12 protein-coding genes are annotated in these 15,400 nt (G+C 39.0%); 10 read left to right on the top strand and 2 right to left on the bottom strand.

Annotation, left to right across the window (positions count from 1 at the left end; translation table 11 throughout):
* Positions 1–58: 58 nt before the first annotated feature.
* Both L659_RS0101635 and L659_RS0101630 read left to right on the top strand, forming a co-directional pair.
* Positions 59–1,234, top strand: a complete 1,176-nt coding sequence (locus tag L659_RS0101635; protein ID WP_024589386.1) for an endonuclease/exonuclease/phosphatase family protein — start codon at positions 59–61, stop codon at positions 1,232–1,234.
* A 132-nt stretch (positions 1,235–1,366) separates the two neighbouring features.
* Positions 1,367–3,871 carry a S9 family peptidase gene (locus L659_RS0101630; protein ID WP_024589385.1) on the top strand — a complete coding sequence of 835 codons (2,505 nt, stop codon included), beginning with the start codon at positions 1,367–1,369 and terminating at the stop codon, positions 3,869–3,871.
* 89 nt (positions 3,872–3,960) lie between these two features.
* Here L659_RS0101630 and rrtA read toward each other — a convergent pair whose 3' ends face one another.
* Entirely contained in the window at positions 3,961–4,557 is a 597-nt protein-coding gene (rrtA, locus tag L659_RS0101625; RefSeq protein WP_024589384.1) for a rhombosortase, read from the bottom strand.
* A 97-nt stretch (positions 4,558–4,654) separates the two neighbouring features.
* On the opposite strand from rrtA, the gene ggt reads away from it, so the two are divergent.
* From ggt to L659_RS0101610, 3 genes are all read left to right on the top strand, one after another.
* Positions 4,655–6,433 carry a gamma-glutamyltransferase gene (gene ggt, locus L659_RS0101620; protein WP_010552786.1) on the top strand — a complete coding sequence of 593 codons (1,779 nt, stop codon included), beginning with the start codon at positions 4,655–4,657 and terminating at the stop codon, positions 6,431–6,433.
* A gap of 142 nt (positions 6,434–6,575) precedes the next feature.
* Positions 6,576–8,270 carry an NAD-dependent malic enzyme gene (locus L659_RS0101615; protein WP_024589383.1) on the top strand — a complete coding sequence of 565 codons (1,695 nt, stop codon included), beginning with the start codon at positions 6,576–6,578 and terminating at the stop codon, positions 8,268–8,270.
* Positions 8,271–8,424: 154 nt separating this feature from the next.
* On the top strand, positions 8,425–9,150 hold the full coding sequence (locus L659_RS0101610) for an SIMPL domain-containing protein (protein WP_024589382.1): 726 nt from the start codon (positions 8,425–8,427) through the stop codon (positions 9,148–9,150).
* Between the two features lie 3 nt (positions 9,151–9,153).
* Here the strand turns inward: L659_RS0101610 and L659_RS0101605 are convergent, their stop codons facing one another.
* A complete protein-coding gene (locus L659_RS0101605) occupies positions 9,154–10,506 on the bottom strand; it encodes a DUF2254 domain-containing protein (RefSeq protein ID WP_024589381.1) in 1,353 nt (450 codons plus the stop codon).
* 153 nt (positions 10,507–10,659) lie between these two features.
* Here L659_RS0101605 and L659_RS0101600 point away from each other — a divergent pair, with 153 nt between their 5' ends.
* The 5 genes from L659_RS0101600 (at position 10,660) to L659_RS0101580 (ending at position 15,103) form a co-directional block, all read left to right on the top strand.
* Entirely contained in the window at positions 10,660–11,031 is a 372-nt protein-coding gene (locus tag L659_RS0101600) for an MAPEG family protein (RefSeq protein ID WP_024589380.1), read from the top strand.
* Between the two features lie 14 nt (positions 11,032–11,045).
* Positions 11,046–11,678: a sulfotransferase gene (locus tag L659_RS0101595; protein WP_024589379.1), complete on the top strand. Its 633-nt coding sequence runs from the start codon at positions 11,046–11,048 to the stop codon at positions 11,676–11,678.
* 47 nt (positions 11,679–11,725) lie between these two features.
* The gene (locus L659_RS0101590; protein ID WP_007586685.1) at positions 11,726–12,298 is read left to right on the top strand and encodes a tRNA-(ms[2]io[6]A)-hydroxylase; all 573 of its coding nucleotides are present in this window, start codon (positions 11,726–11,728) and stop codon (positions 12,296–12,298) included.
* Positions 12,299–12,509: 211 nt separating this feature from the next.
* Positions 12,510–14,429, top strand: coding sequence for a pilus assembly protein N-terminal domain-containing protein (locus L659_RS0101585; protein ID WP_024589378.1), 1,920 nt, complete (start codon positions 12,510–12,512; stop codon positions 14,427–14,429).
* Positions 14,426–15,103, top strand: a complete 678-nt coding sequence (locus L659_RS0101580) for a tetratricopeptide repeat protein (protein WP_024589377.1) — start codon at positions 14,426–14,428, stop codon at positions 15,101–15,103. The genes L659_RS0101585 and L659_RS0101580 overlap by 4 nt, the downstream gene beginning before the upstream one ends.
* Positions 15,104–15,400 lie beyond the last annotated feature (297 nt).

The following is a 15,400-nucleotide window of genomic DNA, read 5'->3' as shown; positions in this document are numbered from 1 at the left end:
AGGTTACCTAGATTGTGAAATAATGATTGGGTCTAAAATTTTACAGTGAAATTATTTAATGAAACTTAAAGCAATTTATAGCGCACTACTTGTTGCCGCTTCTTTTAGTCCTTTTTTTAGTAACAGTGCATTTGCATCAGACTCTCTTCGTGTTGCTACTTTTAATGTAAGTATGGATGCAACTAATCACACACCTAAAGGTGAGCAAGTTAAAAGTGATGCTTTAGTTAATGCACTTAAAGCAAACCACCAGCAAATTAAGAATATAGCGGAAATTATTCAACGTGTTCGCCCTGACATTATTTTACTTAACGAATTTGATTACATCCCAAAAGAGCAGGGAATTGAATACTTTAATAAGCATTATTTAAATGTAGGTCAGCAAAAACAAGCCGCTATTAATTACCCTTACTCTTATATTGCCCCTGTAAATACAGGCCTAGCCACTGAGTTTGATTTAGATAACGATGGCAAGAAAAATGGCGTGATGGGCGATGCACAAGGTTTTGGCTTTTTTGAAGGCCATTACGGTATGGCTATTTTGTCAAAATACCCAATCGATTTTGATAAAGTAAGAACCCTTCAAACCTTTAAATATAAAGACATGCCAAATGCACAAATGCCCGTAATGCCTAAAACAGGCGAAAACTGGTATAACACACAAGAATGGCAAGCGTTAAGACTTAGCTCTAAATCGTTTTGGGATTTACCTATTAACGTAAATGATAAAACCATTCATGTTATTGCATCTCACCCAACCCCCCCTGTATTTGACGGTGAAGAGGATAGAAACGGCAAACGTAACCACGATGAAGTAAGGTTAATTGCCGATTACGTTTCAAACGCTAAGTATATTTACGATGATAAAGGGGAAAAGGGCGGTTTAAAAACTTACTCTCGGTTTGTTATTTTAGGCGATTTAAATGCTGCACCAGAGGGCGATAAAGCCCGCACAAATACCACCGACCAACTGCTTAAAAACCCATTGATAAATGCAAGCTTTATTCCAAAAAGTGAGGGCGCTAGAGAGCAGTATGATGTGCCTTATGCACAAAATTACAGTGCTAATTGGCAAGCGCGTGTTGATTACGTTTTACCGTCAAACTACGGCTTAAAAATTAAGGATGGTGGTGTGTTTTGGCCTACTAAAACGAGTAATGAATATCGTTTAATTAAAGACAGAAACGCATCGAGCGATCATCGACTGGTGTGGCTTGATTTAATCGTTGAATAACGCCTATTAACAGAGGATGCGCTAGTAAACTGAGCTTTACCCTGTTTAATGGCTATTTATCTTAAAAAATTGCAATAACTTGAGTGCTTCTGCTTAAATACGGCTTAATTATAATAACCGTATAGAAGCACTATGATTTTTAATTTTTCTTCATCTAAAACGTTAGTGGCCTTAGCTGTTGCCTCAAGTGTCATGCTTGCAGGTTGTAGCGCGACCGCTAACACCTCATCAACACAGCAAAGTGCTTTACCAGCAACATCGGTTGCTGCGGTTGTAAACACGCCAGCAGATATCGGCTCACAAAAAATAACGCTAGAACAAGCAATGGCCGATCCGGATTGGATGGGCAATCAGCCAGAGAGCGCTTATTGGGCAAGCGATTCGGCTACTATTATTTATGCTCAAAAAGAGCAAGGTAATACACTACGCGATTTATTTAGCCAATCTGTTACTAGCCAAACAGCAGAGCAAATTGCACTTAATAAACTTCATACTGTGGGTTCAAATAAAGCCGTTTATTCAAAAAATAAAACAATGGCGGCCTACACCTTTAAAGGCAATGTATTTGTTAAAAACCTAAAAACGGGTGAACTTAAGCAAATTACAGCGACATCAGCGAGCGAGTCTAAACCACAATTTTTAAATAACGGCGATTTAGTTTACCGCCAAGGCAATGTGTTTTTTAAAGTTGATTTAAAAACAGGCTTAACCACAGAGCTTGCTAACTTAAAACTTGCTGATGAGCCAAAAGGTATTGAAGAGCCAAGCACGTATATTGCTAAAGAGCAGCATAAATTGATTAAGTTTGTGGCGCTTCAACAAAAAAATAAAAAAGATAAGCAAGCACGTAATGAGCAAATTAATGAACAAAACGATTCAATTGCTAACACGGCTTACTACTTAGGTGACGGTAATAAAGTTGCAGAAGCGCAGCTTTCGCCAAATGGTGATGCACTGTTAGTCGTTGTACAAAAGCAAACAGATTGGCGTGGTGATGGCGATATTATGCCTAACTACATCACTGATGATGCAACCATTGAGCCTAAAAAAGCACGCCGCCGTGTAGCCGACGCTAAAGAAGAAACCTCAAAGCTTGTGTACATCAATTTAACTAACAAAGAGCAAACATCACTTAGCTTTAATACCTTACCGGGCTTTGACGAAGATGTTTTAGCCGCAGTTAAAAAAGAAAATTATGCACGTGATGGTAAAACATATAAGTCTAAAAAGGTGCCTCGTGGCATTAACCTTATTATGGACTGGGGTTTTGAGCAAAGCCCAATAGTATGGAACGATGACGGCTCGCAAGTGGCTGTCATGCTAGAAGCGTGGGACAACAAAGACCGCTGGCTTGCGAACGTTGATTTTGAAAGCAACAAACTTGTGTCGCAACATCGCCTGCATGACGATGCATGGATTGCTTACGCGTTTAACGACTTTGGTTGGTTACATAACTCAAACACGCTTTATTACCTATCGGAAGAGTCGGGTTACAGCCAGCTTTATAAAAAACCAATTAACGGCAAAGCAACCGCGCTAACACAAGGCCAATTTGAGGTTTCTAACTTAACGCTTGCCAGCGATGACAGCGCAATTTATTACAAAGCGAATGTTGAGCACCCAGGTCTGTACGAAATTTACCGTGTTAACCCACAAACAGGTAATAGCGAGCAAGTTACTGACTTAAATGGCATGACTGATTACACGTTAAGCCCAGATGAAACTAAGTTACTCCTTAAGCACTCTACAATTACCATGCCTAATGAGCTTTATGTAGCTGACGCTAAAGCCAATACGAAAGCAACGCGATTAACGCATACTGTGTCGGATGAGTTTTTAGCTAAAAAGCTAACTGCACCTAAAATTGTTGCTGTGCCATCGAGCCATACTGATCAACCAATATACGCAAAAGTGTACTACCCAGCTGATTACGTAGAAGGTGAAGTAGGTAAAAACCGCAAAGCGGTTATTTTTAATCACGGCGCGGGTTACTTACAAAACTCACATATGGGGTTTTCGGTTTATTTTCGTGAATTTATGTTTCATTCATTGCTCGCTGATGAAGGTTACATAGTAATGGATATGGATTACCGCGCATCTAAAGGTTACGGCCGTGATTGGCGCACCGCGATTTATCGTCAAATGGGCACACCTGAAACACAAGATTTAGCCGATGGCGTTAAATGGATGGCGCAAAATGCCAACGTTGATACCAAAGCAGTTGGTACTTATGGTGGCTCATACGGCGGCTTTATGACCTTTATGGCATTGTTTACCGCGCCTGAGTTATTTCAATCAGGTGCGGCACTACGACCTGTTACCGACTGGGCACATTACAACACAGGTTATACGGCTAATATATTAAACCATCCTGATGTTGACCCGATTGCATATGAGCGCAGCTCGCCAATTTATTACGCTGAGGGTTTAAACAAACGTTTATTAATTAACGCACCCATGGTTGACGATAACGTGTTTTTCCAAGACTCAGTGCGTTTAGTACAGCGCTTAATAGAGCTTGAAAAACAAAACTTTGAAACAGCTATATTCCCTGTTGAACCACATGGTTTTGTACAGCCTTCAAGTTGGTTAGACGAATACCGCCGTATTCATAAATTATTTAAAGAAACGCTTTAATCTTTAATTCTTAAAGTATAAAAACAAAAACGCCGCATTAGTTTAGTTAACTAATGCGGCGTTTTTATTGGGTTGAACAAAATCTAACTTTATTTTTTCTTTTTAAAGTTTTTTTTAAGGAGCTCTATAGCCAGTGGTAGGGCAAGCAGAGTCCCGCCAATTACACCAATTAAATGTGCGTCAATAGCCACAGTGGAGTTAATAAGCTTTCCAATATCAGCATTAGGGCCGCTAAATTGCTCAAACGCTATTTTAATCCATACGCCTATAAATAATAAATAACCCGATTTAAGCCCTAAGGTTATATCTTTAACTGCCCCCCAAATAATTACACCATGCAGCAGAGCACTTAATCCGGTGTAAATATGTATGCTTGGGCAAAACCAATACACGCCGAGTCCACACCACAGTGCTAGCGCAGTTGTATTAAAAGCGTAGCGAGTAGGTGATGTGTATTCGCCATGTAAAAGCCATATTAGTAAAACACCACTGGCATTTAGTCCCAAATGAGCCCAATTAGCATGAACAAATTGGCTAGAAAAAATTCGCCACAGTTCGCCTTCATCAATTAAGCTTCGGTTAAATTCAAGTAAATTATTTAAATCAAATGCAGCAAAAATGGTACTAAATAGCAGCAGAATAATAGGCGGTAATATATAACGAGGTTGAATAGGTAAATTAAGCATTTTATTATATTTTTTTAGTCAAAATTTTTGCATATTGTGCCCGTTTAACTTTAAGATGCCAAATACAACTACGTAATTAAGTGTTTTTAGTATTTTTATGCATTTTAAACTTAACTCATTATTTGCCATTGGACTGTGCGCAGTATCACTGCCTTCATTTGCACAGCAAGCAACTCAAATTGAAACTCGCGAACCTGAAGCAGCTACTGGATTAATCCATAAAAAAGTAGTGCAAGGTGATAAATACATGGTTGCTGCGGCAAATCCATATGCCTCCAGAGCCGGTCAACAAATTTTAGCCCAAGGCGGCAGTGCCGTAGATGCTGCCATTGCAACTCAACTAGTGCTTACTTTAGTTGAACCGCAATCGTCAGGTATTGGCGGCGGTACATTTATGATGTACTACAACAAAGCAAACAATAAGCTGACTAGTTTTGATGGCCGCGAAACAGCACCTGCAAATGCAGACGAAACACTGTTTTTAGATAAGCACGGTAAAGCCGTTAAATGGATTGAAGCTGTAGTAGGCGGACGCTCTGTTGGTGTGCCTGGTATTTTACATGCCTTTGCAAGCGCGCATAAACAATACGGTACATTGCCGTGGGAAGCGCTTTTTAAACCGGCTATTGAACTTGCAGAGCAAGGCTTTGTAATTTCGCCGCGTTTACATGGCTTATTAGCACGCCAGTTAAACCCAGGCGTATTGAGTATGCCGATTATTAACGAATACTTTTACCCAAATGGAAAATTAATCGAAGCGGGTAGCGTTAAAAAGAATCAACCACTTGCTGATTTATACAAAGACATCGCAAAGCAGGGCATTGATGCATTTTACAAAGGCGAAAACGCTAAACAAATGGTTAATGCTGTACAGCACTCTAAAGTTGCCCCTGGTAAATTAAGTGTGCAAGATTTAGCAGATTACAAAAGTAAAGAACGCGATGCGGTATGTATACAATACCGTGCTTATAACGTGTGCTCTATGGCGCCACCAAGTAGTGGCGGTGTAGCAGTACTACAAATGCTTGGCTTACTTGAGCATAAAGATATGAGCGCACTTAAACCAAATGGCGAAAAGGCGATTCATTACTTTAGCCAAGCTTCGCGTATTGCATTTGCCGATCGCGATATGTACATGGGCGATCCCGATTTCACTCAAGTACCTACACAAGAACTCTTAAACAAAGATTACATTGCCTCACGCGCTAAATTAATTACCGAAACAGACCAAAAAGCCGTAGCCGGTAATCCAGTAGGGTACTTAAGTTATGCAATGGATGATTCATACGAGTTACCTTCTACTTCGCATGTCTCTATTGTAGATAGTAAAGGTAATGCAGTTTCGATGACCAGTTCAATTGAAATGGCGTTTGGCTCTACGGTTATGGTTAATGGCTTTATTTTAAATAACCAACTAACTGACTTTTCGTTATCGCCACGTAAAAACGGCAAGCTTGTAGCAAACCGTGTAGAGGCTGGTAAACGCCCGCGTAGCTCTATGTCACCGGTAATGGTATTTAATAAAGATGGCAGCTTACGTTTAATTGTAGGCTCACCTGGCGGTAGTCGTATCATTGATTACGTTGCACAAGTTGTTGTGGGTGTTATTGATTGGAATTTATCAGCGCAAGACGCTATTAACTTACCGCGTACAACAAATCGTAACGATTACACCAGCCTTGAAAAAGGCACAACCATTGAAGCCATTGCGCCTGCGCTTACTAAACGCGGCCACAATGTACGTATTATTGATTTAAACTCAGGCTTACACGCAGTTGAAGTTAAAAATAATACCTTATATGGTGGTGCAGACCCTCGCCGTGAAGGTGTTGCGTTATCTGATTTAACTGATAATAACGCCACTATCAAATTTTAAATTATGTATAATATGCATGCGGGCAGTGAAGCCCGCATGTATTTTCTCTCAATGGTCTGACTAGCTTAATTGTCGTTGCAATTAAACCTCTAACACTGATAATGACAGATCATAACTTAAGACTCCGTTAAAGCCTGGAAATATGACAACTAATACTGATCCTAACTACTTATATATTCATCATTCTGGCCCTGGCCTAATTGAAACACCGCTATTAAATAAAGGCAGCGCCTTTAGTAAAAAAGAACGCGAAAATTTCAATCTTGCTGGTTTACTTCCTCCTCGCTTTGAAACAATAGAAGAGCAAGTTGAGCGTTGTTATCAGCAGTATTCTAGCTTTACCGACAACCTTAATAAGCATATTTACTTACGTGCGATTCAAGATAACAACGAAACACTTTACTACCGTTTAGTGCGTGACCACCTTGAAGAAATGATGCCAATCATTTACACGCCTACAGTTGGTGACGCTTGTGAAAAATTCTCAGACATTTATCGCAGCGCACGTGGCTTATTTATTTCGTATGAAGATCGTTACCAAATTGACGACATTTTACGCAACGCTACCAAAGGTAAAGTAAAAGTTATTGTTGTAACCGATGGCGAGCGTATTTTAGGCCTAGGCGATCAGGGTATTGGTGGCATGGGTATCCCAATTGGTAAATTGTCACTTTACACTGCGTGTGGTGGTATAAGCCCAGCATACACATTGCCTGTAATGCTTGATGTGGGTACTAATAACGAAAAGCTTTTAAACGACCCTATGTACATGGGTGCACGCCATAAGCGTATTGCTCAAGACGAATACGATGAGTTTTTAGATTTATTCATTAAAGCGGTTAAACGTCGCTGGCCAAATGTATTACTTCAGTTTGAAGATTTTGCACAGCCAAATGCAATGCCGTTACTTAAGCGCTACCGCAATGAAATTTGTAGCTTTAACGATGACATTCAAGGTACTGCGGCTGTAACGGTCGGTTCTTTACTTGCTGCGTGTCGCGTTAAAAATTCAACCCTAAGCCAACAAAAAGTAGTTTTTGTGGGTGCAGGCTCTGCTGGTTGTGGTATTGCTGAGCAAATTATTAGCCAAATGGTTTTTGAAGGTATTACAGAAGCTCAAGCGCGTAGCCAAGTATTTATGGTTGACCGTTTTGGCCTGCTTTCAGAGGGTATGGAAGGCTTACGCGATTTCCAACAAGCACTTGCACAACCGCAAGGCTCGTTAAGTGATTGGACTTACAGCGGTGAATACGCATCACTTCTTGATGTTATGAACTGTGCACAACCAGACATTTTAATTGGTGTTTCAGGCCAACCTGGTTTATTTACTGAGCAAGCTATTCGTGCAATGCACGCAGGTTGTGAGCAGCCAATTATTTTCCCATTGAGTAATCCATCTAAGCAGGTAGAAGCGCATCCTGCTGATGTTATTAAATGGACAGATGGCAAGGCACTTGTTGCAACAGGTAGCCCGTTTGATCCGGTTGAACACAACGGTGAAATTTTCCCAATCCCACAATGTAACAATAGCTATATTTTTCCTGGTATTGGTTTAGGGGTTATTGCCGCTAAAGCGACACGCATTACAGATGCTATGTTAAGTGTGTCTAGCGAAATGCTTGCAGAGTCGTCGCCGCGTGCAAACACAGGTAAAGGTAGTTTATTACCAGCCCTAACTGAAATTGAAACGCTAAGTAAGCGTATTGCATTTGCCATTGCTAAAAAAGCAATCGAAGAGGGCGTTGCTCTTGAGATTACTGATGATGCGTTATGGGCAGCAATCGACAAAAATTACTGGTTACCAAAATACCGTAACTATAAACGTTGTAGTGTTTAATAACGTTTATACGTAATTAAAAGTAAATGGTGTAATAGCATTAATTACAACGCTTAACAAAAAACAGGCAATGGCCTGTTTTTTTGTGCTTGTTCATATTTAATTAACCACGTACGGTGTTTACTTGTTTTTACATAATTAAAGGATCGACTTAATGAAAACACTGACTTTTGTTTTAGGTGGTGCACTGGCTTTAAACGTACTTAGTTTTGATGCACTCGCGGCAGCGACTCCCGATGCTCCTCATATTTATGTTAAGGGCGAAGCGACTCTTACTACAATGCCAGATTACGTACAGCTTAGCGTAGGTATTACTGAAGTTGATAAAGACTTAATTGCTGCTAAAAATAAAACCGACTTAACCATCGCCAAGGCAATTAAGCTCGTAAAAGAAATTGGTGTTAAAGAGGGAGATATAAACGCCGGACAAATTTCAATAAACCGTGATAGCCAATACAACCGCACTACCGGTAATCAAGAATTTAAAGGCTTTAAGGTTTCTCGTACATTAACTGTAAAACTTAGCGATATAAATAAATACCCTGAGTTACTACAAAGCTTAGTTAACAACGGTATTAACGAAATTAATCAAACGCAATTTTTAGCAAGTAACTACAACGAGCTGCATAAAAAAGCGCAAAAGTTAGCAATTAAAGACGCACGGGATGCAGCAAAAGAGTTTAGTGAAGATTATGGCGTTGATTTAAAAGGGTTGTACAGCGCGTCACTAAGTCCACTCAATGTGCAGTCGCAACCTTATATGCGCACAGAAAAAGTAATGATGGCTGATAGCGCACCAAGTAACTATGTACCTGATGCCTACCATGCTGGAGAGATTAAAGTAACAGCCTCAAGCTACGCTGTGTACTACATAGATTAAACTTTATTTTTGGTGGTGCTCAAAACGTGCCACCAACTTCTCACCTTGCTCTTGGCTAATACGCGCTATTGAGTTGAGCATATTAGTCACTTCGCGTCTGTCGTATTCATTAGTTACATGTTCATTTATGTCATCAACAATCGCATTTAAATAGTTAAATAAACTGTTGCGTGCATCGGTATCTTTATGGGCAACAAACAAAATATTTTTAAATGCCTCAAGCACGTTTGTCATTACGTATGCATCGCCTTTGGCGTAATTACGCAGCGGTGTAAAGTTGTCGTGTAATAACTCATCAAAGCTTGTTTCATGAAGGTACAACAATGGGGCATTATCACTGTGCTTAAACGAGTAGTTAATATCGTTAATTGACAGCCGTTGAATAAGTAAAATACTCAGCATATCAATTGATTTAACCGCAGTACCTGGATCGTTTATGCCCGGGCTCATTGCCTTAACTGCAATTTCTGATATTTGCGTTAACCCATAACGGTAATGATCGCTAATGTACTCTTCTATATAAAAAATAAAGCAGTCGAGAATTTTATTTATCAGCTCTTCATCGTTCGCTATATCTTTATTACATTTTAAAAACGGATAGCCTTTAACTGTAAAATAGCCCTGGTTTACAGATATATACACCTTTATATCTTGCTCTGCCAAAATGGCACACAGCTTATCGGTATGTACGCCTTTATAATACCCTTCTGTTTTACTGCTAACCGAATGCCATTTGCTAAAGTCTGGAAAGTCTTCTACTGGGTTCTCTTGTTGTCTTTGTATTATTGTTTTAATTTCGTTTTTAGTTTGGCTAAACAAGCCATTTAATACGTTATCAACCTGAATGGCGCGAGAGATTGAATGTATAAAAAATACAAACAAACCTAATGAAATCAGGCCAAAAATAAGTGCAAACAACACACCAATTGAAGGAATTGCCGTACTGCCACCATCAAGCTTATTAATATTTATAAGCATAATAATAGAGTAAATTATGCTGCCTAAATAAAACCCCAAAACCATTTGGTGTGATTTACGCGTAATAAGCCCAGGCACTACGCGGGGCGATAAACTCGCACTGGCCGAATTTAAAACAACCATAACCATAGAAAAACTAAAAACAGTTAGCGAAATAATACTCCCTGCTAAGGTGCTTAAAATAGTACGCGCGTTTTCGGCGCTATCAACAAGTACAACCGATATAAACGATTTTAGCTGCTCAATAGGGGCTAAATATTCAACCGACATAGTTATAATGGCAAATACTAAAAAGCCCACTGAAAGCATAGAAGGGTAAAAGCCAATACTGTTAATCATTTCACGGTAACTGTCGGCTACTTTGCGAGGTACAAACATAAAATCCTTATGTATTTTTCTACTTACTTAATACCCTTAGCTTAGCATAGGCATTTATTAAACTTCTGATAATGCTGCTCAAATTTATATGTTATTATCACGCCCACAATAATAAAGCGCATGCTTATGCGATAAAAATAACAGGAAAACGCCGTGATCATTTCAACTTATGCTGCATTACTTGCATTCTTTTACATTTATTTGAGCTTTAACGTAATAAAAGTGCGCCGCGCGGAGCAGATATCACTTGGTGATAATGGTAACGCAACGCTGCAACGTGCTGTGCGTGCCCACGCTAACTTTATGGAGTACGTGCCAATTGCTTTAATTTTACTTTTTTTGGCAGAATACCAAGGGATTGCTAGCCATTACTGTCATATATTAGGTGGTGCGTTATTAATAGGGCGTGTGTTTCAAAATATAGGCATAGTAGAAAAAAGCCTGAAATATCGCCAAATTGGTACTATTACTACATTTTTAGTGATTATTGTTAGCGCCTTTGTATTGCTAGTGACACGTGGCTAATTAAAGAAAAGTTAATGAGCAAAATATTTATAATAGGTTTACCGCGTACCGGCACAACGAGTGTGTGCCACGCATTTTTAGAGCTTGGTATTACAACGGCGCATACCGCGTATACTAATGCTTGTTTTGAAAATGCTAACGCGATTGCCGACACTCCCATATTTAATGACTTTAAAGCGCTTGATATTCATTACCCACACTCTAAGTTTATTTATTTAGAGCGCGAACTTGGTGCATGGCTTGTATCAATAAAACAGCTTTTAACGCGTATGCACACTAATTTAACCCGTGCAGACGGGGGCTTTAATATTCATATAAAACGCTGTTATTTAAATACGTTTAGTGAGCTTTCGCTTAATAATATTAGCGACGATAGTTACTTAGCTCACTGCTATAAAAAACATTTTAATGATGCTCAAACGTACTTTAATAACCGCGACAACGATTTTTTATCCATTGATATAGCAAAGCCTGATAGCTATAAAAAGTTATGCGATTTTTTAGCATTAAAAAGTGATAAAACTGATTTTGAAAAAATGAATATGGGCGGCAAAGTCACCGCGTGGAACGATATTAAACACCCGTTAAAAGTTGAATCTACGGCTAAAGGACGGATAGATAAATTACTGCTTTACAAGATTTTTTAAAACAAATACGTTAAAATCCCCGCATTATTATTTAAGTTGTACAGAACATGTTTGAATTAAAATACCACACCCCATTTGAATGGACCGAAGTTGTCCTTGCTGACTTTAATACTTTTTTACAAGATCATGCCGCTGCTGAAAAAAAAGCATCGGGTATGGCTATGTCTATGCTTTCGCATTACCCAGACAAACGTAAATTAGTAAAAGCCATGACCGATTTAGCACTAGAAGAATTAATACACTTTAAACAAGTGCTTAAGTTACTTTTAGAGCGCGATGTAAACTTAGGTGACGACAAAAAAGATCCGTACATAAAACAAATACGTGCACTATTTAGACACGGTCGTGATGGTTTTTTAATGGACCGATTACTAGTAGGTGGTGTCATTGAAGCACGTGGCCACGAGCGTTTTTCTTTAGTTGCACAAGCACTTCCTGAGGGTAAAGAAAAAGACTTTTATGTTGCTATTGCTAAGTCAGAAGAAAAACATAAAAACCTATTTGTAGAACTCGCTTACGAATACTTTGAAAAAGAAGAAGTTGATGTTCGTCTAGAAGAGCTGCTTATAGCTGAAGCTAAAATTTGTGAAAGCATTCCGTTTACAGCCGCTTTGCATTAATTAATACCAGTGCAGAGCGTATTTACATGCTCTGTGCTTACCCCTTTTAAGCTTATTCCTTTATTAATCCCTGTGTGAATCATTGATTTGCAATTTGCGAATCAAAATAATAAAAAACACGTTCATACATCTTAATCCATTGATTATAAAAACAAAAACCTTTGGCCTCATACTTGCTACCTATATAGTAAGCAAATTGAGGGAAAGGCTTATGTTAAAATTTATTTTTATACTATTACTAATATCTTTTACCGCTATGGGCAGTGAAAGTCATTTAGATTATATAGAAAATGCAAATGGTGAGCGGGTACAAAAAGTATCGCACTTGGTTAAATGGACGCATACTCGCTTTGTGTTTACCCGTGATATTTCGCGTATAGCACTAGGCCACGAAACAACGCTTGATGTGAACGTGGTTAATGGTCGCGAGCTACTAATTTTAGCTAAAAAGTTAGGCCGTACATCTATGATGGTGTGGTACGACGATAAAAGCTCTGAAACATTTTTACTTGGCGTAACCGAAGACTACAGCGTACTAGAAAATGCCTTAAACGATATTCACCCTGACGTGCAGTTAACCATAGCACCTGATCGCCATGCTGTTGTATTACGTGGTGAAGTACCTACTATAAATTATCGTCATGCCGCTTATGAAGCTGCAAAAAACTACCTTTATGCCAGTAGCTCACAAGCATCACAACCCGTTATCACCTCAAATCCTAACCAAGGTATGTTTAATTCACTTGCTCAACGCTTGCAAGGCTTGGGTAACGCAAACGGCGGCAGCTCTCAAAACTCGAGTAAAGTCGCTATTATTAATTTAATAAAAGTAACTCAAGCACCCAAGCCAAAAGAAGAGCGTATTAGCGAAGTGATTAAATCAATGGGCGCAGATAAAGTGACCATTAAACGCATCTCGGTTGATGAGTTATCAAATGACGACAACGATGTGTTTTTACTTTCCGGCTCTGTAAAAAACCAGATAGAGCTAGTGCGCTTATTAAATACAATTAATAAATTATTCGAACCAGAGCAAGCATTACAAACTCAGGGCTCTCCTCTTGATCCTAATAATTTAATGGGCGGCGCAACGCAGGATAAAAGTTCAGGTATTGAAGTACTTGCCAACGAGTCAGGCGGTTTAATAAATGATGCTACCTCAGGATTAAATTTAAGTAATGTGAGTTCTAATATTGCAAGAGCAACGTTGCTGTCAGTGGCTGGCGGTAAAGTTTTGTCGAGTATTGAAGTTGAAGATTTACCGCAAGTGCGTGTATCGGTGCAGCTATACGAAGTAAATCAACGTAGGTTAAAGCAATGGCGCCCAGATATTAGCGTGCTCTCTAATGGATATGAAAAAGAAGCGGGTTTATTTGGCCGTGACGGTATGACTGAACGCGAATCAGGCTCTGCAACAATAGAAAATGCGCTGCAATTAATTGGCGGTCAATTAACTAATAACTTACAGCTTTCTACCTCACAGTTTGCCATTGATATGTTATTTTCATTACTTGAACAAGAAGGTATTTCTCGAACGCTTTCTCGCCCTACAATCACGGTTTTAGCCGGTGAAAGTGCCGTGTTTAAAGTCGGTGGTGAAGTACCTGTACCTACAAGTTATAGCCCATCTGGCATTACAAGCGGTCAGCAAGGTAGTAGTGGGTCGGTGTTTAGCGGTACAGAATTTAAATCATTCGGAGTTGAATTAAATGTACGCGCCATGGTTGACGACAAAGATAGAATAACACTTGATCTAAACCCAGTAATTTCATTACCCGATACCACGTTAACTGCCGAAATTGCACAAAGCACAGGCAGCAGTTTAAACAGTAGTGCATTTAATACACGCAGCATGCAAACGTCAACGCGTTTAAAAGATGGTCAGCCTCTTATTATTGGTGGCTTAATTAGCACCGATAACAATGCAAGCCACGACTTTGTACCTGATGGCAACGGCAATAGCATGCTAGGCAAGTTAAGTGAAACAACCAGCAAAAGTGAAAACAACCGCGAGCTTATAATTGTTGTAACTCCAAATCTGGTGCGTGAACCAATTAACACATTACGTTCGTGGGAACAGGCAAATATAGACACACAGGTACTTAGCTATATACAGGAGCAAGGGCTATGAAAATATTTTATATTATTTTACTGCTTACTTTATCGGGTTGCGCTCATATTGATTACAAGCCAACAGTAAATCCTTACAACGCGTTGGGTGACATAGTAAAAAAATACCAATTAAATGCCCAACCATTAAAGTGTGAAGGTATAAATGCAAGTAACTGTTTAAACCTAGTGCATGAGGTGAATCAGTTAATGCTTGAACACCCCGATAACACGGCAATACTGTCGATATCGGCCTACGTACTTTATAAAAGTGGCCGTGCTAATCAATCTCAACAAGTTATAAACACATTACTGAATAAAGCTAATCCACCATTAAATGCAATTACTTTAGGGGTTACGTTAGCAATAGAGCAAGGTAATTTAGCTAAAGCAAAAAGTATTGCTCAATACGGCGTTGATGTTTTTGGTACACATGCTTCACCATACCTGCAAATGGCCTCTATACATTATGCCCAGGGCAACTACGTTATAGCTTCAAACTACTTAGAGCTTTCGGTTAAGTTTGGTTTAAATAGTACCGCCTATTTTTACCATAAAGGGTTAATTGAAGAAGCTAATACCAATAATTTATTGGCCTGTGGCTACTATGAGCAAGTTTTACGTGTAGAACCCACGCATAAAAAAGCACTTGCTAGGCGCGGTAAACTCTCTGTTTTAGGTAATTGTTATTCTTAAGGCCTTCGGGCCTTTTTTTATACCTAAAATTTGGCATTATTAAGGAGCCAAAACCACTTTATTATTTATCAAAAATAGTAGTAGAGCTTACGCTAATCATACGTTTTATAAGTTACCCCACAAGACTGCTTCTAATATTTAACCCTTTTTGAATACCTATTAGTTTTAATAATTTAACAGAGCGTTTCTAACATTAAGTATCTAAAAATTATTTTTTAATATTGATTTGCATTTTGCAAATCAAAAGTAAAAACAGCTAAAGAATAAATAATCTAAACACACTAACCATATGTATTT

It is taken from the genome of Pseudoalteromonas sp. S8-8, assembly GCF_000497875.1.
GTDB lineage: Bacteria > Pseudomonadota > Gammaproteobacteria > Enterobacterales > Alteromonadaceae > Pseudoalteromonas > Pseudoalteromonas arctica.
Note: the sequence above shows the minus strand (reverse complement) of the source record. Positions and strands in the feature narration are given on the sequence as shown.

Bases quoted from the DNA above. Each gene is read 5' to 3' on its own strand.
- L659_RS0101630 (WP_024589385.1), top strand. From the start codon at position 1,367: ATGATTTTTAATTTTTCTTCATCTAAAACGTTAGTGGCCTTAGCTGTT.
- L659_RS0101635 (WP_024589386.1), top strand. From the start codon at position 59: ATGAAACTTAAAGCAATTTATAGCGCACTACTTGTTGCCGCTTCTTTT.
- L659_RS0101595 (WP_024589379.1), top strand. From the start codon at position 11,046: ATGAGCAAAATATTTATAATAGGTTTACCGCGTACCGGCACAACGAGT.
- L659_RS0101580 (WP_024589377.1), top strand. From the start codon at position 14,426: ATGAAAATATTTTATATTATTTTACTGCTTACTTTATCGGGTTGCGCT.
- ggt (WP_010552786.1), top strand. From the start codon at position 4,655: ATGCATTTTAAACTTAACTCATTATTTGCCATTGGACTGTGCGCAGTA.
- L659_RS0101610 (WP_024589382.1), top strand. From the start codon at position 8,425: ATGAAAACACTGACTTTTGTTTTAGGTGGTGCACTGGCTTTAAACGTA.
- L659_RS0101585 (WP_024589378.1), top strand. From the start codon at position 12,510: ATGTTAAAATTTATTTTTATACTATTACTAATATCTTTTACCGCTATG.
- L659_RS0101615 (WP_024589383.1), top strand. From the start codon at position 6,576: ATGACAACTAATACTGATCCTAACTACTTATATATTCATCATTCTGGC.
- rrtA (WP_024589384.1), bottom strand. From the start codon at position 4,557: ATGCTTAATTTACCTATTCAACCTCGTTATATATTACCGCCTATTATT.
- L659_RS0101590 (WP_007586685.1), top strand. From the start codon at position 11,726: ATGTTTGAATTAAAATACCACACCCCATTTGAATGGACCGAAGTTGTC.
- L659_RS0101605 (WP_024589381.1), bottom strand. From the start codon at position 10,506: ATGTTTGTACCTCGCAAAGTAGCCGACAGTTACCGTGAAATGATTAAC.